The sequence below is a fragment of the Enterobacter cloacae complex sp. XAL002 genome (genome assembly GCF_049236805.1).
Taxonomy (GTDB): Bacteria; Pseudomonadota; Gammaproteobacteria; order Enterobacterales; family Enterobacteriaceae; genus Enterobacter; species Enterobacter intestinihominis.
The window spans coordinates 261,317-281,301 of sequence record NZ_JBMKJN010000004.1; the positions used below are offsets into that span (position 1 = coordinate 261,317).

A 19,985-nucleotide genomic window follows, 5' to 3' on the forward strand; every position below is an offset into this window, starting at 1 on the left:
TACGTGATTGATAAATCCGCCTTTATTCATCCTACCGCCATTGTGGAAACGGGTGCCATCATTGGCGCAAACGTCCACATTGGCCCGTTTTGTATTGTTGGACCCCATGTCGAAATTGGTGAGGGTACAGTACTGAAATCTCACGTTGTCGTGAATGGTCATACCACCATTGGCTGCAACAATGAGATCTATCAGTTCGCCTCCATCGGCGAAGTTAACCAGGATCTTAAGTATGCTGGCGAACCGACCCGCGTGGAAATCGGCGATCGTAACCGCATTCGCGAAAGCGTCACCATTCATCGTGGTACAACGCAAGGCGGTGGATTGACGAAGGTGGGCAGCGACAACCTGTTTATGGTTAATGCGCATATTGCGCACGACTGTACCGTGGGTAGCCGCTGTATTCTCGCCAACAACGCAACGCTGGCGGGGCACGTATCGGTCGATGATTTCGCAATTATTGGCGGCATGACCGCAGTCCATCAGTTCTGCATCATCGGTGCACACGTGATGGTCGGCGGGTGCTCCGGTGTGGCGCAGGACGTCCCACCGTTTGTGATTGCGCAGGGCAACCATGCCACGCCGTTTGGCGTGAACATTGAAGGCCTTAAGCGTCGTGGCTTTAGCCGCGAAGCGATTACCGCGATCCGCAACGCGTACAAATTGCTGTACCGTAGCGGTAAAACGCTGGAAGAGGCGAAGCCGGAAATTGCCGAGCTGGCGAATAAGCACCCTGAAGTGAAAACGTTCATGGAATTCTTTGAACGTTCAACCCGTGGTCTGATTCGTTAATGGTCGACAGTCGTCCGCTTACTATCGCCCTGGTCGCCGGAGAAACCTCCGGCGATATTCTTGGTGCAGGTCTTATCCGCGCGCTTAAAGCCCGTGTACCCAATTCCCGCTTTGTGGGCGTGGCTGGGCCGCTGATGCAGGCCGAAGGCTGTGAAGCCTGGTATGAAATGGAAGAGCTGGCTGTGATGGGCATCGTCGAGGTGCTGGGCCGCCTGCGTCGCCTGCTGCATATTCGCGCCGATCTTACCCGCCGCTTTACCGACCTCAAGCCCGATGTCTTTGTCGGCATTGATGCGCCTGATTTCAATATTACCCTTGAAGGGAACCTGAAAAAGCAGGGGATCAAAACTATCCATTACGTCAGCCCGTCCGTGTGGGCGTGGCGACAGAAACGCGTTTTCAAAATCGGACGGTCCACCAATCTGGTGCTGGCTTTTCTGCCTTTCGAAAAAGCGTTTTACGACAGGTTTAATGTCCCGTGCCGTTTTATCGGTCATACCATGGCGGATGCCATGCCGCTGGACCCTGATAAAAATGCGGCGCGTGACGAACTGGGCATCCCGCATGATGTGCACTGTCTGGCGCTGCTGCCAGGGAGCCGGGGTGCGGAAGTTGAAATGCTCAGTGCCGATTTCCTGAAAACGGCGCAAATTCTCCGCAAGACGTACCCAGACCTTGAAGTGGTCGTGCCGCTGGTGAATGCCAAACGCCGCGAGCAGTTTGAGCGTATCAAAGCCGAGGTTGCCCCGGATCTTCACGTCCGCCTGCTGGACGGGAAAGGACGGCAAGCCATGTTTGCGAGCGATGCCGCACTGCTGGCTTCCGGCACGGCTGCGCTGGAGTGTATGCTGGCAAAATGCCCAATGGTGGTCGGTTATCGCATGAAACCGTTTACCTTCTGGCTGGCAAAACGTCTGGTAAAAACAGACTACGTATCCCTGCCAAACCTGCTTGCAGGTCGCGAGCTGGTGAAAGAACTCTTGCAGGATGAATGCCAGCCGCAGGCACTGGCTGATGCATTACTGCCGCTGCTGGCCAACGGTAAAACCAGCCACCAGATGCATGATACTTTCCGTGAACTGCATCAACTGATCCGCTGTAATGCTGATGAGCAGGCGGCCGATGCGGTGCTGGAGTTAGCACAATGATGGAATTTATTTATCCCCATACCCACCTCGTTGCCGGTGTGGATGAAGTCGGTCGTGGTCCGTTAGTGGGTGCCGTTGTGACCGCGGCGGTGATCCTCGATCCAGCCCGCCCGATCCCTGGCCTGAACGACTCGAAAAAACTGAGCGAAAAGCGCCGCCTGGCGCTGTTCGATGAAATTAAAGAGAAGGCGCTGGCCTGGAGTCTCGGGCGCGCAGAGCCGGATGAGATCGACGATCTGAACATTCTGCACGCCACCATGCTGGCGATGCAGCGTGCCGTTGCGGGCCTGAAGATTGTGCCTGAGTATGTGCTGATCGACGGTAACCGTTGCCCGACGCTGCCGATGCCTTCAATGGCTGTTGTTAAAGGCGATAGCCGCGTCGCAGAAATCAGTGCGGCGTCAATCATTGCCAAAGTGACGCGCGATGCCGAAATGGCCGCGCTGGACCTCACTTATCCCGCGTATGGTTTCGCCCAGCACAAGGGATATCCAACGGCTTTCCATCTGGAAAAGCTGGCTGAACATGGCGCAACTGAACATCATCGGCGCAGCTTTGGCCCGGTGAAACGCGCGCTGGGACTGGTGTCCTGAATCAAGACGCAAGCAATTAAGTAACGCGGGATCTGAAGATGGCTGAACCACGTTTCGTACACCTGCGGGTGCATAGCGACTACTCCATGATCGATGGGCTGGCAAAGACCGGGCCGCTGGTAAAGAAGGCGGCCTCGCTTGGCATGCCTGCGCTGGCGATCACCGATTTTACCAACCTGTGTGGCCTGGTGAAGTTCTACGGAACGGCGCATGGCGCAGGATTAAAGCCCATCGTCGGCGCGGATTTCCACGTGCAGAGCGACCTGCTCGGCGATGAGATGACGCAAATTTCCGTGTTAGCCATGAATAACACGGGCTATCAGAACCTCACTCTGCTGATCTCAAAAGCCTACCAGCGCGGCTACGGCGCGCTGGGTCCATGGATTGACCGCGACTGGCTGGCGGAGCTGAACGAAGGTCTGCTGCTGATCTCCGGTGGCCGTATGGGTGATGTCGGCAAATGTCTGCTGCGCGGGAACAACGTGCTGGTGGATCAGTGCGTCTCGTTCTACGAAGAGCATTTCCCGGATCGCTATTACCTGGAGCTAATCCGTACCGGGCGTGCGGATGAAGAGAGCTATCTGCATGCGGCCGTCGCCCTGGCGGAAGCGCGTGGCCTGCCTGTGGTAGCCACCAACGATGTGCGCTTTCTTGAGCCGGGCGATTTTGACGCGCATGAAATTCGCGTCGCTATCCACGACGGCTTCACCCTCGACGATCCGAAACGTCCTCGCAACTACTCATCGCAGCAGTACATGCGCAGCGAAGAGGAAATGTGTGAGCTCTTCTCCGACATCCCGGAAGCGCTGGAAAACAGCGTAGAGATTGCCAAGCGCTGCAACGTCACCGTGCGTCTCGGCGAATATTTCCTGCCGCAGTTCCCGACGGGCGACATGACCACGGAAGATTTCCTGGTCATGAAATCGAAAGAGGGCCTTGAAGAGCGTCTGGAATTCCTCTTCCCGGATGAAGCGGTCCGTAAAGAGAAGCGTCCTGAATATGACGAGCGTCTGGATATTGAACTCCAGGTGATCAACCAGATGGGGTTCCCTGGCTACTTCCTGATCGTAATGGAGTTCATCCAGTGGTCGAAGGATAACGGCGTACCGGTTGGCCCGGGCCGTGGTTCAGGTGCCGGCTCGCTGGTGGCGTATGCGCTGAAAATCACCGACCTCGATCCGCTGGAATTCGACCTGCTGTTCGAACGTTTCCTTAACCCGGAACGTGTCTCCATGCCCGACTTCGACGTCGACTTCTGCATGGAAAAACGCGACCAGGTGATTGAGCACGTGGCCGATATGTACGGTCGTGATGCGGTTTCACAGATCATTACCTTCGGTACGATGGCGGCGAAAGCGGTTATCCGCGACGTGGGCCGCGTTCTGGGCCACCCCTACGGTTTTGTCGATCGAATCTCTAAGCTGGTGCCGCCCGATCCGGGCATGACCCTGGCGAAAGCCTTTGAAGCTGAACCTCAGCTGCCTGAAATCTACGAAGCCGACGAAGAGGTGAAAGCGCTGATCGACATGGCGCGCAAGCTGGAGGGCGTCACGCGTAACGCCGGTAAGCATGCGGGGGGCGTGGTTATTGCCCCGACCAAAATCACCGACTTCGCGCCGCTGTACTGCGATGAAGCGGGCCAGCATCCGGTCACCCAGTTCGACAAGAACGACGTTGAATACGCCGGGCTTGTGAAGTTCGACTTCCTTGGTTTGCGTACGCTGACCATCATCAACTGGGCGCTGGAGATGATCAACGCCCGCCGTGAGAAGAACGGCGAGCCGCCGCTGGATATCGCGGCTATCCCGCTTGATGACAAGAAAAGTTTCGACATGCTGCAACGCTCCGAGACGACAGCCGTCTTCCAGCTTGAATCCCGCGGCATGAAAGATTTGATTAAGCGTCTGCAACCAGACTGCTTCGAAGATATGATCGCGCTGGTGGCTCTGTTCCGTCCGGGCCCGTTGCAGTCGGGGATGGTAGATAACTTTATCGACCGTAAGCACGGGCGCGAAGAGATTTCCTATCCGGATGTGCAGTGGCAGCATGAAAGCCTGAAGCCGGTACTGGAGCCAACCTACGGCATCATCCTGTATCAGGAACAGGTCATGCAGATCGCCCAGGTGCTTTCTGGTTACACCCTTGGCGGCGCAGATATGTTGCGTCGTGCGATGGGTAAGAAAAAGCCGGAAGAGATGGCCAAGCAGCGTTCTATCTTTGAAGATGGGGCGAAGAAAAACGGCGTCGATGGCGAACTGGCGATGAAAATCTTCGACCTGGTGGAGAAATTCGCCGGGTACGGATTTAACAAATCCCACTCCGCCGCTTATGCTTTGGTGTCGTATCAAACGCTGTGGCTCAAGGCCCACTATCCCGCTGAGTTTATGGCGGCGGTAATGACCGCCGATATGGACAACACCGAAAAGGTGGTTGGCCTGGTGGACGAGTGCTGGCGCATGGGGCTGAAGATCCTGCCGCCGGATATTAACTCTGGCCTGTACCATTTCCACGTCAACGATGACGGGGAAATCGTCTATGGGATCGGCGCGATCAAGGGCGTGGGTGAGGGGCCGATCGAGGCGATCATCGAAGCGCGTAACAACGGCGGCTATTTCCGTGAGCTGTTCGACCTGTGCGCCCGCACCGATACCAAAAAACTGAACCGGCGCGTGCTGGAAAAACTGATCATGTCCGGTGCGTTTGACCGGCTGGGGCCACACCGCGCCGCGCTGATGAACTCGCTCGGCGATGCGCTGAAAGCGGCCGATCAGCATGCTAAAGCGGAAGCCATTGGTCAGGCGGATATGTTCGGCGTGCTGGCGGAAGAGCCAGAGCAGATCGAGCAGTCCTATTCCAACTGCCAGCCGTGGCCAGAACAGGTGGTGCTGGATGGGGAGCGTGAGACGTTAGGCCTGTACCTGACGGGACACCCGATCAACCAGTATCTGAAAGAAATTGAGCGCTATGTCGGCGGCCACAGGCTTAAAGACATGCATCCGACAGAACGTGGTAAAATCACCACGGCTGCGGGGCTCGTGATTGCTGCAAGGGTAATGGTCACCAAGCGCGGCAATCGTATCGGCATCTGTACCCTGGATGACCGTTCCGGGCGTCTGGAGGTGATGTTGTTCACCGACGCGCTGGATAAATACCAGCAATTGCTGGAAAAAGACCGCATACTTATCGTCAGCGGACAGGTCAGCTTTGATGACTTCAGCGGGGGGCTTAAAATGACCGCCCGCGAAGTGATGGACATTGACGAAGCCCGGGAAAAATATGCTCGCGGGCTTGCTATCTCGCTGACGGACAGGCAAATTGATGACCAGCTTTTAAACCGACTCCGTCAGTCTCTGGAACCCCACCGCTCGGGGACCATTCCAGTACATCTCTACTATCAGAGGGCGGATGCACGTGCGCGGTTGCGCTTTGGTGCAACGTGGCGTGTCTCTCCGAGCGATCGTTTACTGAACGATCTCCGTGGCCTCATTGGTTCGGAGCAGGTGGAACTGGAGTTTGACTAATACAGGAATACTATGAGTCTGAATTTCCTTGATTTCGAACAGCCGATTGCAGAGCTGGAAGCGAAAATCGATTCTCTGACAGCCGTAAGCCGTCAGGATGAAAAACTGGATATTAACATCGACGAAGAAGTGCATCGTCTGCGTGAAAAAAGCGTAGAACTGACGCGCAAAATCTTTGCCGATCTCGGCGCATGGCAGATCGCCCAGCTGGCGCGTCATCCACAGCGTCCGTACACCCTGGATTATGTCCGCCTGGCGTTTGACGAATTTGACGAACTGGCAGGCGACCGCGCATACGCTGACGATAAAGCTATCGTCGGCGGTATCGCGCGTCTTGATGGACGTCCGGTGATGATCATTGGTCACCAGAAAGGCCGTGAAACCAAAGAGAAGATCCGTCGTAACTTCGGTATGCCAGCACCAGAAGGCTACCGTAAGGCCCTGCGTCTGATGGAGATGGCTGAGCGTTTCAATATGCCAATCATCACCTTCATCGACACACCGGGTGCTTACCCGGGTGTTGGCGCAGAAGAGCGCGGTCAGTCTGAAGCCATCGCACGCAACCTGCGTGAGATGTCTCGCCTGAAAGTGCCGGTCATCTGTACCGTTATCGGTGAAGGTGGTTCCGGCGGTGCGCTGGCAATTGGCGTGGGCGATAAAGTGAATATGCTGCAGTACAGCACCTATTCCGTTATCTCTCCGGAAGGCTGTGCCTCCATTCTGTGGAAAAGTGCCGATAAAGCGCCGCTGGCTGCGGAAGCGATGGGCATCATTGCCCCACGTCTGAAAGAGCTGAAGCTGATCGACACCGTTATCCCTGAACCGCTGGGTGGCGCGCACCGTAAGCCGGAAGTGATGGCTGCTTCCCTGAAAGCGCAGCTGCTGGCAGACCTGGCTGATCTGGACGTGCTGAGCACAGAAGATCTGCTCAACCGTCGTTATCAGCGTCTGATGACCTACGGTTACGCGTAAGCCTCACAATTATCCTAAAAGCCGCACATTGTTGCGGCTTTTTTTATACCTGCCGTTTACCTTAACTATGCTTATCTGATGTTTTTCAAGGAGGTAAACCATGAACATCATTGCCATCATGGGGCCACACGGCGTCTTTTATAAAGACGAACCCATCAAGGAGCTGGAGCAAGCCCTTAAAGCACGCGGATATCAGCTAATCTGGCCGCAAAACAGCGCCGACCTGCTGAAATTCATCGAACACAATCCGCGCATCTGTGGCGTGATATTCGACTGGGACGAATACGACATGGAGTTGTGCAGCGAGATCAATAAGCTCAACGAATATCTTCCGCTGTACGCCTTTATCAACACTCACTCGACCATGGACGTCAGCGCCCACGATATGCGTATGGCGCTGTGGTTCTTCGAATACTCACTCGGCGTTGCCGAGGACATTGCGACCCGCATTCAGCAGTACACCGGTGAATATCTGGATAACATCACCCCGCCGTTTACGCGTGCGCTGTTCACCTATGTGAATGAAGGGAAGTACACCTTCTGTACGCCAGGCCACATGGCGGGAACGGCCTATCAAAAAAGCCCGGTGGGATGCCTGTTCTATGATTTCTTTGGCGGTAACACGCTGAAGGCGGACGTGTCGATTTCGGTCACCGAGTTAGGCTCTCTGCTGGATCATACCGGCCCGCATCTGGAAGCCGAAGAGTACATCGCCCGGACCTTTGGTGCCGAGCAGAGCTACATGGTGACCAACGGAACCTCAACGTCGAACAAGATCGTCGGCATGTACGCCGCGCCTGCCGGTAGCACGTTGCTGATTGACCGAAACTGCCATAAATCACTGGCGCATTTGCTGATGATGAGTGACGTCGTGCCGCTCTGGCTGTCTCCCACGCGTAATGCGCTGGGGATCCTCGGCGGCATTCCTCGCCGTGAGTTCGCGCATGAAGCCATTGAAAATAAGATCGCGGCGATCCCCGAGGCAAGCTGGCCTGTGCATGCGGTGATCACCAACTCCACCTATGACGGGCTGCTTTACAACACGAACTGGATCAAGCAGACGCTGGACGTGCCGTCGATTCACTTTGACTCCGCGTGGGTGCCTTACACCAATTTCCACCCGATTTACTCGGGTAAAAGTGGGATGAGCGGCGAGCGGGTGCCGGGTAAGGTGTTCTTCGAGACGCAGTCGACGCACAAAATGCTGGCCGCGTTTTCCCAGGCGTCTCTCATTCACATCAAGGGTGAGTACGACGAGGACACCTTCAACGAAGCCTTCATGATGCACACGACCACGTCGCCCAGCTACCCGCTGGTGGCGTCCATCGAAACGGCGGCGGCGATGCTGCGCGGCAATCCCGGGAAACGCCTTATTAATCGTTCGGTGGAGCGGGCGCTGCATTTCCGAAAAGAGGTTCAGCGACTTAAAGATGAAGCGGACGGCTGGTTCTTTGATATCTGGCAGCCGGAAGAGATTGATGAAGCAGAATGCTGGCCCGTCGCGCCGGGGGAGGGCTGGCACGGTTTTCGGGATGCTGATGCAGACCACATGTTCCTCGATCCGGTTAAGGTGACGATCCTGACGCCGGGTATGGATGAGCAGGGTGTGATGGGTGAGGAAGGGATCCCGGCTGCGCTGGTGGCGAAGTTCCTTGATGAACGCGGCGTGGTGGTGGAGAAAACCGGCCCCTATAATTTGCTGTTCCTGTTCAGTATCGGGATCGATAAAACCCGCGCGATGGGGCTGCTGCGCGGACTGATGGAGTTTAAGCGCGCATACGATCTTAACCTGCGGGTGAAGAATATGCTGCCGGATCTCTACGCGGAAGATCCTGACTTCTACCGCAATATGCGTATTCAGGATCTGGCCCAGGGGATCCACAGGCTGATCCGCCAGCACGATCTGCCGCGCCTGATGCTGCAGGCATTTGATGTTCTGCCTGAAATGAAGCTGACGCCGCACAGGGCGTGGCAGCGCCAGGTGAAAGGGGAGGTTGAAACCATTGAGCTGGAGAACCTGGTCGGGCGGGTATCAGCCAACATGATCCTGCCTTATCCGCCGGGCGTACCGCTGCTGATGCCGGGCGAGATGATCACCGAGGAGAGCCGGGCGGTGCTCGATTTCCTGCTGATGCTCTGTTCGATAGGGCGCCACTATCCGGGTTTTGAGACGGATATTCACGGTGCGAAACGCGATGATAACGGCGTGTACTGGGTGAGAGTCCTAAAATAAAAGGGGCCGCTTGCCAGGGGCGGGTTGTCGGTTGTAACGTTCAGGGCTCCATAAAAAGGAGAAACTATGCTGGGTTTAAAAGCTGTTCATCATATTGCGATCATTGCCACCGATTACGCGAAAAGTAAGGCCTTTTACTGCGACATTCTCGGCTTTACGCTGTTGAGCGAGGCCTACCGCGAGGAGCGCGATTCCTGGAAAGGCGATCTGGCGTTAAACGGACAATATGTGATTGAACTGTTCTCTTTTCCTTTCCCGCCAGCGCGTCCTTCGCGTCCGGAAGCCTGCGGCCTGCGCCACCTGGCCTTCAGCGTCGATAACCTGGACAGCGCGGTAAAGCATCTGGAAGCCCACGGCGTGGCCTGTGAAGCAATTCGCATCGATCCCTTCACCGATAAACGTTTCACTTTTTTCAACGATCCGGACGGTCTGCCGCTGGAGCTTTATCAGCAGTAATCGCCGTCATGTGTGATAATGCCCGTTCAGTTCGGGCATTTTTTATGTGTAATTTCCTATGACCTTACCCGCTATCGCGCACGCCGTTTCACCCTACCGCCAGCTGCTGGTGGGGTTCAGCGGTGGCCTGGATTCCACCGTTTTGCTGCACCGTCTTAAGCTCTGGCGCGACCGTGAGCCTGACGTCCAGCTGCGGGCGATGCATATCCATCACGGCTTAAGCCCCCATGCCGACGACTGGGTGGCGCACTGCGAAGCGGTGTGCTCAGGGTGGGCGATCCCGCTAATCGTTGAACGCGTCACGCTTGAGGATGAAGGGCTGGGTATTGAGGCGCAGGCGCGCAAAGCCCGCTACGCCGCGTTTTCCGGCGCGTTACAGCCTGGAGAAGCGTTGGTCACCGCGCAGCATCTGGACGACCAGTGCGAGACGTTTTTACTGGCGCTCAAGCGGGGCAGCGGGCCTGCGGGTTTATCCGCCATGCCTGAGCGTGCTGGTTTTGCTGAAACAGAGCTCATCCGCCCGCTACTGGGTGAGACGCGCGCATCACTGGAAGCCTGGGCGCAGCAACATCATCTGCGCTGGATTGAAGACGAAAGCAATCAGGACGACAGTTATGACCGTAACTTCCTGCGCCTGCGCGTCTTACCGCTGCTGAGTGAGCGCTGGGCCCATTTTTCCGAAGCGGTGGCCAGAAGTGCCATGCTTTGTGCTGAACAGGAAAGCTTGCTGGATGAGTTGCTGAGCGGGGAGCTGAATACGCTGACTACCGCTGACGGTGCCCTGAACATTGCGCCGTTGAAAGTGATGAGCCCCGTGCGTCGGGCTGCTCTGATTCGTCGCTGGCTGGCTTCCCACCGTGCGGTTATGCCGTCCCGGGCGATGCTCAACCGTATCTGGGAAGAAGTTGCACAGGCGCGGGAAGATGCCGCACCGTGTATACGCCTGAATGGTTATGACGTCAGGCGCTATAAAGAGCAACTCTGGTGGGTGAAATCTGTGCCGTCGCTGGCTGACGTTGTGCTTGACTGGCCGTCGCCGGAAAAAGCATTAACGCTACCGTTGAATGCCGGTGTCGTTGCGTTAAGCCATTCGGGCAATGTGCGTCTACCTGAGCCGGACGAGAACGTCACCATACGCTTCAGGGCCAGCGGCATGCTGCATATCGTTGGGCGTAACGGCGGGCGTAAACTGAAGAAAATCTGGCAGGAACAGAACGTTCCGCCCTGGCGACGTGATACCACGCCGCTTCTGTTTTACGGCGACACGCTCATCGCGGCGGCAGGTGTGTTTATTACCCAGGAAGGATGGGCTGAAGCGGGTGTCAATTTTGAATGGAAAGCGTAACGGGCAGCCTGGCTGCCCGTTGGTTATCAGGATTCGCTCACCACGACGGTGCCGATTTCCGGATGGCTGAAACTGGCAATTTTGTCGAGGCGTAGCTCACGCGTTGCACCTGCATCTTCCACAACCAGGTATTCCACATTTTTACGGGAAACCAGATCGCTGGCCTTTGCCTTTAGCACTTCGCCATCTTTTAGCTCCAGCGTCAGTATTAAATGATGCTGGCAGGCGAGTTCGAGGTTGTCATAGTCATCACAATTGATGGGTTGATAGGTATCATTCATCGACATAATCGCTCACCAGTAAATTCGCCGCAGCATACGCTGCTTTTTCCCTGACCGATTCAGAAAGGCTCTCATCAGAGGCCACTTCATTCAGCACGTTCAATACACAGCCCAACGCATCCGGGATGTACCCCAGATCTCCGCTGGCAATTTCCGCATACCGTCTGCGAATCAACTCACAATAATTATTCACATCACCTCCTGCCAGCGTACTGACTTACTGTGAGATATCATTAAGCCTACGAAGTTAAACTCGGTTTAGCAAGGTGACTATACCATACTCATTTAAGCAATATCAGCGCCTTGATAACGGGGTGCCACCACCTCGTAACAGCCTTTTGCTGCAGTTTTCGCTACAATGTACGCCTGATTCGAAAGGAGTTCTCTCATGGCGCTGAAAGCGACAATTTATAAAGCTGTGGTCAATGTGGCGGATCTTGACCGTAACCAGTTTCTGGATGCGTCATTGACGCTGGCGCGTCACCCTTCTGAAACCCAGGAGCGCATGATGCTGCGCCTGCTGGCGTGGATTAAGTATGCCGACGAGCGTCTGCAATTTACCCGTGGTTTAAGCGCGGAAGATGAACCGGAAGCCTGGCTGCGCAACGATCATCTGGGTATCGATTTATGGATTGAGCTTGGCCTGCCGGATGAACGCCGGATCAAAAAGGCGTGCACCCAGTCAGCTGAAGTGGCGTTGTTTGCCTATAACCAGCGCGCGGCGGAGATCTGGTGGCAGCAAAACAAAAATAAATGTGCGCAGTTCAAAAATCTTACCGTCTGGTATCTGGATGATGAACAACTGGCACAGCTGAGCGCGTTCGCCAGCCGGACAATGGCGCTTCAGGCAACGATTCAGGACGGCGCCATCTGGCTTTCCGATTCTCAGAATAATCTGGAAATTCATCTCACGGCCTGGCAGCCCGTATCATGATTGAGTTGTCCCGAAACGTCAGCATCCCTGATCACGAGCTGGAGATCACCGCCATCCGTGCTCAGGGCGCAGGGGGGCAGCACGTTAACAAGGCCTCAACGGCTATCCATTTGCGCTTTGACATCCGGGCCTCCAGCCTGCCAGAGTATTATAAAGAAAGCCTGCTCGCCGCCAGCCATCATCTGATCACCAGTGAAGGTGTGATTGTGATTAAAGCGCAGGAATATCGCAGCCAGGAAATGAACCGGGAAGCGGCACTTTCCAGACTGGCGGCGGTCATAAAAGAGCTGACGGCTGTACAAAAAAGTCGCCGGGCAACACGTCCAACGCGGGCATCGAAAGAACGTCGGTTGTCATCGAAGGCGCAGAAATCCACCGTAAAGTCACTGCGTGGCAAAGTCCGTCACCCGTAATGTGACGAAAGGGACACACTTTTTCATAAGGAATGTATTGTGAAAAAAGCATTATTATCAGCGCTGGCCGTGACAAGCCTGTTCGCGCTTTTTGGCTGTAACAACCGTTCAGAAACACAGGTACTACAGCCAACGCAAAACGAAGAATTGAAGCCGATGCAGCAGAGCTGGCGCGGCGTATTGCCATGTGCAGATTGTGAAGGCATCGAAACCTCTCTGTTCCTGCAAAAAGATGGCACCTGGGTGATGAACCAGCGCTATCAGGGGGCGAAAGAGCCGTCTTCTTTTGCAACATACGGAACATGGGCGCGTACGGCTGAAAAGCTGGTATTGACTGATACCACGGGCGATAAAACGTATTTCCGCGCCAAAGGCGAGGGGATGGAGATGCTCGATCGCGAAGGCAACCCGATTGAATCCCAGTTCAACTACACGCTGGCCCCGGTAAAAGCGACCCTGCCTGCAACCCCAATGGCGATGCGAGGGATGTATTTCTACATGGCGGATGCGGCGATCTTCACGGACTGTGCAACCGGGAAGAAAGTCAGCGTGGCGAACAATGCCCAGCTGGAGCGTGACTATGCCGTCGCGCGCGGTAACGACAGCAAACCAGTGTTGCTGACGGTTGAAGGGCATTTTACGCTGGAGCCAAACCCCGATAGCGGTGAGCTGGTGAAAACGCTGGTGGCAGATAAAGACGCGAAGTTTGCTGCGGGTAAAGACTGCGAAAGCAAATAAGTTATAGCCATTAAAAAACCCCGCACTGGCGGGGTTTTTTTGTTTCTTAGCCTTTGATGGCTTTCACCAGGTAATCAAGAATGTCGCCCGTCTTGATCATCTGTTTTTCGCCGTTGCGACGGTACTTGTATTCAATCTCATCGCTGTCGAGGTTACGGTCGCCGATGACGATGGTGTGTGGAATACCGATCAGTTCCATATCAGCAAACATCACGCCAGGACGCTCTTTCCGGTCATCCATCAGCACGTCGATACCTTTCGCGCTCAGCTCAGCGTAGAGTTTCTCTGCCAGCTCCTGCACGCGGTAAGACTTATGCATGTTCATTGGCAGGATCGCCACCTGGAACGGCGCGATGTTATCCGGCCAGACGATTCCGCGTTCGTCATAGTTCTGCTCGATAGCGGCCGCAACAACGCGCGTTACCCCAATGCCGTAGCAGCCCATGGTCAGAACCTGGTTACGACCATCTTCGCCCTGAACGGCAGCGTTCATTGCGCGCGAGTACTTATCGCCCAGCTGGAAGATGTGGCCTACTTCGATACCGCGTTTAATCATCAGGGTACCCTTGCCGTCCGGGCTTGGATCGCCTGCGACCACGTTACGGATGTCAGCCACTTCCGGCGTCGCCACGTCACGATCCCAGTTGATGCCGAAGTAGTGTTTACCGTCGATGTTTGCGCCCGCAGCGAAGTCGCTCATTGCCGCAACGGTGCGGTCAATGACCACAGGAACAGGCATGTTCACCGGACCCAGAGAACCAGGACCTGCATTCACCACGGCGCGGATTTCGGCTTCCGTTGCGAAGGTCAGCGGGCTGGCAACCTGCGGCAGCTTCTCGGCTTTCACTTCGTTCAGCTCGTGATCGCCACGGACCAGCAGGGCTACCAGCGGGTAAGCGCTGCCTTCAGCCGATTTCACCAGCAGGGTTTTCACGGTTTTTTCGATCGGCAGATTAAACTGTTCAACCAGCTCAGCGATGGTTTTCGCGTTTGGCGTATCAACCAGCGTCATCTCTTGCGTTGCCGCGCCGCGTGGTTCTTTTGGTGCCAGCGCTTCTGCGAACTCAATGTTGGCGGCGTAATCAGAGGAGTCAGAGAAAATTACATCGTCTTCGCCGCTCTGCGCCAGAACCTGGAATTCATGAGAGGCGCTACCGCCGATTGAACCGGTATCAGCCTGTACAGCACGGAAATCCAGCCCCATGCGGGAGAAGATTTTGCTGTAGGCCACGTACATTTTGTCGTAGGTCTCTTGCAGTGATTCCTGAGAAGTATGGAAAGAGTAGGCATCTTTCATCAGGAATTCGCGAGAGCGCATCACGCCAAAGCGTGGGCGCACTTCGTCACGGAACTTGGTTTGGATCTGGAAGAAGTTCAGCGGCAGCTGTTTGTAAGAGCTCAGCTCGTTACGGATCAGATCGGTGATCACTTCTTCATGCGTTGGGCCGAGGACGAATGGACGATCGCCACGATCGGCAATACGCAGCAGTTCAGGACCGTACTGCTCCCAGCGACCGCTCTCCTGCCACAGTTCAGAGGGCTGAACGACCGGCATTAACACCTCGATAGCACCGGCGTTGTTCATCTCTTCACGCACGATGTTTTCGACTTTTTTCAGGACGCGCACGCCGGTCGGCAGCCAGGTGTATAACCCGGAGGCCAGCTTGCGGATCATCCCGGCGCGCAGCATCAGCTGGTGGCTGATCACCTCGGCGTCGGCAGGTGTCTCCTTCAGAGTGGAGAGCAGATATTGGCTAGTACGCATGTTGTTACGGTTCCATTTCGACGATTGGAACAGGCTGAAACACCAGCCTGACACAAAAAAAGTGGTTTAGTTTACCAGTGTGGCAAAGATGCCAAAAGAGAGGAGAACAAAATTACCTGGGTTCCAGGGCAAACACTTCAAAACCTGCATCAGTTACGCGCCAGCGCACGTTAAAGTCCAGCAGCCAGACGGCGTACGTTTTTCCTGCGTCTTCCTCTTTGCGGTAGGCGGGACGAGGGTCCTGCGCCAGGACTTCGACGATAAAGTCACGCAGACGAGGATAGCGCTTTTCCAGCTGGCTGATTTGCGTCGTTATTTCAGATGTGAAGTAAACCGGCATCTCTGCCTGTGGGGCGTCCTGAGCATAGCTTGCACGGGCATCCGGCAGCGCTTCGGCGAAGGGCAGGTAAGGTTTAATATCGATGACCGGCGTGCCATCAACCAGGTCAAGGCTACCTAACTCCAGGATCACCCGATCTTTCTGACAGCGTATCCCTTTCAGTTCGACCAGCGACATCCCGACTGGATTCGGTCGGAACGTTGAGCGGGTGGCAAAAACTCCCATTCTGGCATTTCCGCCCAGACGAGGAGGACGAACGGTAGGACGCCAGCCGCCTTCCATGGTCTGGTGAAACACAAACACCACCCATAAATGGCTGAATGCCTCAAGCCCGCGCACTGCATCGGCCTGATTATACGGCGCGACAAGATGCAGCTCGCCGCCGCCGTTAAGGACCAGTCCCGGCTGACGCGGCACGGCGAACTTTTCTTTATAAGGGGAGCGGATCACGCCTATCGGCTCGAACTGAAATGAACTCATTTCGCCGTGATGTTAAGCGCAGAACCGATACATACCGCCTGACGGTAGCAGCCCGGCGTACCACTGGTGACCTCGCAACTGTGCAGCAGCACCGCGTTGGCTTTCATTTTCGACGCGTTGATTTGCATACGCTTGCGGGCTGTTGGGATATTTGGAGGGGAGTCCTGATTTGTTGCCTGGCAGGATTCGCCGCTCACTTCGCCCAGTTCACGGAATGGCTTACCGACCAGCTCGTCGGCTTTAGTAATAATACGTACCGGCGCAGCGCGAGGCGCTTTCGGTTTTGCTGGCTCCGCTTTTGGCGGGGTTGCAGTGCTTTGAACGGGTTCAACAGGAGATCTGCTTAGCATAGAACAGCCGCTCAGCATCAGTGCTAAAAGACAGATCGGTAAAGCACGCATAATAGTTCCTCAGTGGATAATCAAAACGTCAGATATTGAAGCAGTTGACCGCACAAATGACAAGACGGGCAAATGCCCGTCTTGATGATATTACACTGAGGTGAGATTACCAGCCTTTAACCGCGCCGCCGTTAAACACCTTATTGGCTTCCTGGTAAACTTCTTCAGACTGATATGCCTGCAGGAATTTCTTCACGTTTTCCGCGTCCTTGTTGTCTTCGCGAGTCACGATCAGGTTGACGTACGGGGAATCTTTGTCTTCAACAAAGATGCCATCTTTCGCAGGGGTCAAACCGATCTGGCTGGCGTAAGTGGTGTTGATAACGGCCAGCGCGATCTGTGCATCGTCCAGAGAACGTGGCAGCTGAGGGGCTTCCAGCTCAACAATTTTCAGATTTTTCGGGTTTTCGGTCACGTCCAGAACGGTCGGCAACAGGCCAACACCTTCTTTCAGTTTAATCAGGCCCACTTTCTGGAGCAGAAGCAGCGAACGGCCAAGGTTGGTTGGGTCGTTAGGGACGGCAACCTGTGAACCCGGCTGGAGTTCATCCAGAGATTTAATTTTCTTGGAATAACCGGCAATCGGGTAAACGAAGGTGTTACCGACAGCAACCAGCTTGTAGCCGCGATCTTTGATCTGTTGATCCAGGTACGGTTTATGCTGGAAGGCGTTAGCGTCAATGTCGCCTTTGCTCAGCGCTTCGTTCGGCAGAACGTAATCGTTGAAGGTCACCAGCTCAACGTCCAGGCCATATTTTTCTTTCGCGATTTTCTGCGCGGCCTCAGCAACCTGCTGCTCTGCACCGACGATAACGCCTACTTTGATGTGGTTCGGATCTTTTTCGTCCTGACCGCAACCCACCAGTGCCAGCGAACCAATCAGTGCGCCTACTGCTGCAAAGGTCTTAAATTTAAACGCCATGTTATATCCTTAACTCGTCGAGTTTGTGTTGTTTGTAACGTTATTTATGCGTAACAGCCCGGACGATACGATCGCCAGAGAATTGGATTAAGTAAACCAGCACAACCAGCAATACCAGAACGGTATTCATTACGGTAGCGTTATAGCCAATATAGCCGTACTGATATCCAATCTGTCCTAAACCGCCAGCACCCACGGCGCCGCCCATCGCGGAATAACCGACCAGGGTGATAAGCGTGATGGTTGCTGCATTCACCAGCCCAGGCAGCGCCTCAGGCAGCAGAACTTTGCGAACGATCTGCATTGGCGTCGCACCCATAGCGCGGGAAGCTTCAATCAGGCCTGTTGGGATTTCCAGCAGGGCGTTTTCCACCATACGGGCGATAAACGGCGCGGCGCCTACGGTTAGCGGGACAATTGCCGCCTGCAAACCAATCGACGTCCCGACAATAACGCGTGTAAACGGAATCATCCACACCAGCAGGATAATAAACGGTATAGAACGGAAAATGTTCACCAGCGCAGAGAGCGTGCGATACAGCTTCGCGTTTTCAATAATTTGACCCGGGCGCGTGACGTACAGCAGTACGCCGACCGGCAGCCCAATCACAAAACCAAAAAAGCCCGATACGAAGGTCATTGCCAGCGTTTCCCAAACGCCGCGAACCAGTAGCCACATCATCGGCTCAGACATAACCCAGCACCTCTACTTTTACGTGATGTTCTTGCAGCCAGGCAATTGCCGCCTGGGTTTCTTCCTGTGTGCCGTGCATTTCCGTCAGCATAATGCCGAACTTCACGCCACCGGCGTAGTCCATCTGCGCGCTAATAATGTTGTTATTCACGTTAAAGCGACGCGCGGTTTCGGACAGCAGCGGTGCGTCAACGGACTGGCCCGTGAACTCCATGCGCAGCATCGGGACGCTGTCAGGCGTTGCGTCTGCTTTTAAACGTTCCAGATAATCTTCCGGAATATCCAGATGCAGTGTGGACTGAATGAACTGCTGAGCCAGAGGCGTTTTCGGGTGCGAGAAGACTTCGCTGACCGTGTCCTGCTCAATCAGCTCACCGTTGCTGATGACGGCGACGCAGTCACAGATACGCTTCACCACGTCCATTTCGTGCGTAATAAGGAGGATAGTCAGGCCCAGACGACGGTTAATGTCTTTCAGCAGTTCCAGGATAGAACGCGTGGTGGCCGGATCTAACGCGCTGGTGGCTTCATCACACAGCAGCACTTTTGGGTTGCTTGCCAGCGCGCGAGCGATTGCTACACGCTGCTTTTGCCCGCCTGAGAGGTTGGCCGGGTAGCTGTCATGCTTATCACCCAGCCCAACCAGATCCAGCAGTTCGGTGACGCGTCGGGTAACCTCTTCTTTTGGTGTGTTATCCAGCTCCAGCGGTAACGCCACGTTTCCAAAAACCGTGCGTGAGGCCAGCAGGTTAAAGTGCTGGAAAATCATGCCAATCTGGCGACGCGCTTTGGTGAGTTCTTTTTCTGAGAGAGCGGTAAGCTCCTGGCCGCCAACTTCTACGCTGCCCTGGGTCGGGCGCTCAAGCAGGTTAACACACCGGATCAGCGTACTTTTACCCGCACCCGATGCGCCAATGACGCCATAAATCTGACCAGCAGGCACATGCAGGCTGACGTTGTTCAGCGCCTGAATGGTTCGGTTCCCCTGCTGGAACACTTTGGTGATATTGGAAAGTTTAATCATTAGATTATTTTTATCGTATGTAAGTTAGCCGTGGCATTTTCTTCTGCCAGATACGGGGAATGACCGTAAACAAAATGGATGTTAAGGCATCCAGACGTCTAAATCAATCCACCTCTGTGCGATGAGCACTTTATTGCGCTGCGATTCATGAGATACTAGCTGAACAAGCCTTTTTCAGGAGCAAACCGGTGGCAAAATCTGTACCCGCAATTTTTCTCGATCGTGACGGCACAATTAATGTGGATCACGGTTACGTCCATGAGATTGATGAGTTCGAATTTATTGAGGGCGTAATAGATGCCATGCGCCAGCTGAAAGAGATGGGCTATGCGCTGGTGGTGGTAACTAATCAGTCCGGTATCGCCCGGGGTAAATTCACCGAAGCGCAGTTCGAGACGCTGACGGAATGGATGGACTGGTCTCTGGCCGATCGTGGCGTCGATCTTGATGGCATCTATTATTGTCCGCATCATCCACAGGGAACAGTAGAAGCGTATCGTCAGACATGTGATTGCCGTAAGCCACACCCGGGCATGTTTATCTCTGCACAGGAATTCCTGCACATTGATATGGCCGCGTCTTTTATGGTGGGCGATAAACTGGAGGATATGCAGGCAGCGGCGGCGGCAGGTGTGGGAACCAAAGTATTAGTGCGGACCGGTAAACCAGTCACCCCAGAAGCAGAAAATGCAGCTGACTGGGTGATAACTAGTCTGGCAGATCTGCCAAAAGAGATTAAAAAGCACCAAAAATAGACGTTTTGGTGAAAAGGTGAGCGGTTGAAATAAAAATGCATTTTTCCGCTTGTCATTCCTCGGCGGCTCCCTATAATGCGCCTCCATCGACACGGCGGATGTGAATCACTTCACAGACTACCCGGTCGGTTGAAGAGAAAAAATCCTGAAATAACGGGTTGACTCTGAAAGAGGAAAG

The 19,985-nt window shown here is 54.8% G+C and carries 20 protein-coding genes; 12 read left to right on the forward strand and 8 right to left on the reverse strand.

Annotated features, from left to right (window positions below):
* Positions 1-3 precede the first annotated feature (3 nt).
* The 8 genes from lpxA (at position 4) to tilS (ending at position 11,060) form a co-directional block, all read left to right on the forward strand.
* On the forward strand, positions 4-792 hold the full coding sequence (gene lpxA, locus ACOT0L_RS05775; RefSeq protein ID WP_003856164.1) for an acyl-ACP--UDP-N-acetylglucosamine O-acyltransferase: 789 nt from the start codon (positions 4-6) through the stop codon (positions 790-792).
* Entirely contained in the window at positions 792-1,940 is a 1,149-nt protein-coding gene (gene lpxB, locus ACOT0L_RS05780) for a lipid-A-disaccharide synthase (protein WP_126502803.1), read from the forward strand. Before lpxA ends, lpxB begins: the two co-directional genes overlap by 1 nt.
* Positions 1,937-2,533, forward strand: a complete 597-nt coding sequence (gene rnhB / locus ACOT0L_RS05785) for a ribonuclease HII (protein WP_023305468.1) — start codon at positions 1,937-1,939, stop codon at positions 2,531-2,533. Before lpxB ends, rnhB begins: the two co-directional genes overlap by 4 nt.
* 38 nt (positions 2,534-2,571) lie before the next feature.
* Entirely contained in the window at positions 2,572-6,054 is a 3,483-nt protein-coding gene (dnaE, locus tag ACOT0L_RS05790; RefSeq protein ID WP_126502802.1) for a DNA polymerase III subunit alpha, read from the forward strand.
* 12 nt (positions 6,055-6,066) lie between these two features.
* Complete coding sequence (gene accA / locus ACOT0L_RS05795) at positions 6,067-7,026, forward strand: acetyl-CoA carboxylase carboxyl transferase subunit alpha (protein WP_003856154.1); 960 nt, start codon at positions 6,067-6,069, stop codon at positions 7,024-7,026.
* A gap of 100 nt (positions 7,027-7,126) precedes the next feature.
* A complete protein-coding gene (locus ACOT0L_RS05800) occupies positions 7,127-9,259 on the forward strand; it encodes a lysine decarboxylase LdcC (RefSeq protein ID WP_126502801.1) in 2,133 nt (710 codons plus the stop codon).
* A 66-nt stretch (positions 9,260-9,325) separates the two neighbouring features.
* Positions 9,326-9,715 carry a VOC family protein gene (locus ACOT0L_RS05805; protein WP_022647115.1) on the forward strand — a complete coding sequence of 130 codons (390 nt, stop codon included), beginning with the start codon at positions 9,326-9,328 and terminating at the stop codon, positions 9,713-9,715.
* A 58-nt stretch (positions 9,716-9,773) separates the two neighbouring features.
* Positions 9,774-11,060, forward strand: coding sequence for a tRNA lysidine(34) synthetase TilS (gene tilS / locus ACOT0L_RS05810; protein WP_105323027.1), 1,287 nt, complete (start codon positions 9,774-9,776; stop codon positions 11,058-11,060).
* 26 nt (positions 11,061-11,086) lie between these two features.
* Here the strand turns inward: tilS and rof are convergent, their stop codons facing one another.
* Together rof and ACOT0L_RS05820 are read right to left on the reverse strand one after the other, a co-directional pair.
* The gene (rof, locus tag ACOT0L_RS05815) at positions 11,087-11,347 is read right to left on the reverse strand and encodes a Rho-binding antiterminator (RefSeq protein ID WP_003856148.1); all 261 of its coding nucleotides are present in this window, start codon (positions 11,345-11,347) and stop codon (positions 11,087-11,089) included.
* The gene (locus tag ACOT0L_RS05820; protein WP_003856146.1) at positions 11,334-11,534 is read right to left on the reverse strand and encodes a YaeP family protein; all 201 of its coding nucleotides are present in this window, start codon (positions 11,532-11,534) and stop codon (positions 11,334-11,336) included. The genes rof and ACOT0L_RS05820 overlap by 14 nt, the downstream gene beginning before the upstream one ends.
* A 195-nt stretch (positions 11,535-11,729) precedes the next feature.
* Here ACOT0L_RS05820 and ACOT0L_RS05825 point away from each other — a divergent pair, with 195 nt between their 5' ends.
* The 3 genes from ACOT0L_RS05825 to nlpE are packed head-to-tail and all read left to right on the forward strand — an operon-like array spanning position 11,730 to position 13,426.
* Entirely contained in the window at positions 11,730-12,275 is a 546-nt protein-coding gene (locus tag ACOT0L_RS05825) for a YaeQ family protein (RefSeq protein WP_022647118.1), read from the forward strand.
* Entirely contained in the window at positions 12,272-12,688 is a 417-nt protein-coding gene (gene arfB / locus ACOT0L_RS05830) for an alternative ribosome rescue aminoacyl-tRNA hydrolase ArfB (RefSeq protein WP_022647119.1), read from the forward strand. Before ACOT0L_RS05825 ends, arfB begins: the two co-directional genes overlap by 4 nt.
* Before the next feature lie 39 nt (positions 12,689-12,727).
* Positions 12,728-13,426 (forward strand): envelope stress response activation lipoprotein NlpE, encoded by a 699-nt coding sequence (gene nlpE, locus ACOT0L_RS05835; RefSeq protein ID WP_006810026.1) that lies wholly within the window; start codon positions 12,728-12,730, stop codon positions 13,424-13,426.
* 46 nt (positions 13,427-13,472) lie between these two features.
* Here nlpE and proS read toward each other — a convergent pair whose 3' ends face one another.
* The 6 genes from proS to metN form a co-directional block, all read right to left on the reverse strand.
* On the reverse strand, positions 13,473-15,191 hold the full coding sequence (proS, locus tag ACOT0L_RS05840) for a proline--tRNA ligase (protein WP_023299374.1): 1,719 nt from the start codon (positions 15,189-15,191) through the stop codon (positions 13,473-13,475).
* A 112-nt stretch (positions 15,192-15,303) separates the two neighbouring features.
* Entirely contained in the window at positions 15,304-16,011 is a 708-nt protein-coding gene (gene tsaA / locus ACOT0L_RS05845) for a tRNA (N6-threonylcarbamoyladenosine(37)-N6)-methyltransferase TrmO (RefSeq protein WP_023299375.1), read from the reverse strand.
* The gene (gene rcsF, locus ACOT0L_RS05850) at positions 16,008-16,412 is read right to left on the reverse strand and encodes an Rcs stress response system protein RcsF (protein WP_003856133.1); all 405 of its coding nucleotides are present in this window, start codon (positions 16,410-16,412) and stop codon (positions 16,008-16,010) included. The genes tsaA and rcsF overlap by 4 nt, the downstream gene beginning before the upstream one ends.
* Before the next feature lie 106 nt (positions 16,413-16,518).
* Entirely contained in the window at positions 16,519-17,334 is an 816-nt protein-coding gene (gene metQ / locus ACOT0L_RS05855) for a methionine ABC transporter substrate-binding lipoprotein MetQ (protein ID WP_006810023.1), read from the reverse strand.
* Positions 17,335-17,374: 40 nt separating this feature from the next.
* The gene (locus tag ACOT0L_RS05860) at positions 17,375-18,028 is read right to left on the reverse strand and encodes a methionine ABC transporter permease MetI (protein ID WP_003856130.1); all 654 of its coding nucleotides are present in this window, start codon (positions 18,026-18,028) and stop codon (positions 17,375-17,377) included.
* Positions 18,021-19,052 (reverse strand): methionine ABC transporter ATP-binding protein MetN, encoded by a 1,032-nt coding sequence (gene metN, locus ACOT0L_RS05865; RefSeq protein ID WP_023299376.1) that lies wholly within the window; start codon positions 19,050-19,052, stop codon positions 18,021-18,023. The genes ACOT0L_RS05860 and metN overlap by 8 nt, the downstream gene beginning before the upstream one ends.
* 188 nt (positions 19,053-19,240) lie before the next feature.
* On the opposite strand from metN, the gene gmhB reads away from it, so the two are divergent.
* On the forward strand, positions 19,241-19,807 hold the full coding sequence (gene gmhB / locus ACOT0L_RS05870; RefSeq protein ID WP_022647122.1) for a D-glycero-beta-D-manno-heptose 1,7-bisphosphate 7-phosphatase: 567 nt from the start codon (positions 19,241-19,243) through the stop codon (positions 19,805-19,807).
* The last annotated feature ends 178 nt before the right edge of the window (positions 19,808-19,985 follow it).

Coding starts and splice junctions, on each gene's coding strand:
- lpxB (WP_126502803.1), top strand. CDS start 792: ATGGTCGACAGTCGTCCGCTTACTATCGCCCTGGTCGCCGGAGAAACC.
- rnhB (WP_023305468.1), top strand. CDS start 1,937: ATGATGGAATTTATTTATCCCCATACCCACCTCGTTGCCGGTGTGGAT.
- dnaE (WP_126502802.1), top strand. CDS start 2,572: ATGGCTGAACCACGTTTCGTACACCTGCGGGTGCATAGCGACTACTCC.
- accA (WP_003856154.1), top strand. CDS start 6,067: ATGAGTCTGAATTTCCTTGATTTCGAACAGCCGATTGCAGAGCTGGAA.
- ACOT0L_RS05800 (WP_126502801.1), top strand. CDS start 7,127: ATGAACATCATTGCCATCATGGGGCCACACGGCGTCTTTTATAAAGAC.
- ACOT0L_RS05805 (WP_022647115.1), top strand. CDS start 9,326: ATGCTGGGTTTAAAAGCTGTTCATCATATTGCGATCATTGCCACCGAT.
- tilS (WP_105323027.1), top strand. CDS start 9,774: ATGACCTTACCCGCTATCGCGCACGCCGTTTCACCCTACCGCCAGCTG.
- rof (WP_003856148.1), bottom strand. CDS start 11,347: ATGTCGATGAATGATACCTATCAACCCATCAATTGTGATGACTATGAC.
- ACOT0L_RS05825 (WP_022647118.1), top strand. CDS start 11,730: ATGGCGCTGAAAGCGACAATTTATAAAGCTGTGGTCAATGTGGCGGAT.
- arfB (WP_022647119.1), top strand. CDS start 12,272: ATGATTGAGTTGTCCCGAAACGTCAGCATCCCTGATCACGAGCTGGAG.
- proS (WP_023299374.1), bottom strand. CDS start 15,191: ATGCGTACTAGCCAATATCTGCTCTCCACTCTGAAGGAGACACCTGCC.
- tsaA (WP_023299375.1), bottom strand. CDS start 16,011: ATGAGTTCATTTCAGTTCGAGCCGATAGGCGTGATCCGCTCCCCTTAT.
- rcsF (WP_003856133.1), bottom strand. CDS start 16,412: ATGCGTGCTTTACCGATCTGTCTTTTAGCACTGATGCTGAGCGGCTGT.
- metQ (WP_006810023.1), bottom strand. CDS start 17,334: ATGGCGTTTAAATTTAAGACCTTTGCAGCAGTAGGCGCACTGATTGGT.
- ACOT0L_RS05860 (WP_003856130.1), bottom strand. CDS start 18,028: ATGTCTGAGCCGATGATGTGGCTACTGGTTCGCGGCGTTTGGGAAACG.
- metN (WP_023299376.1), bottom strand. CDS start 19,052: ATGATTAAACTTTCCAATATCACCAAAGTGTTCCAGCAGGGGAACCGA.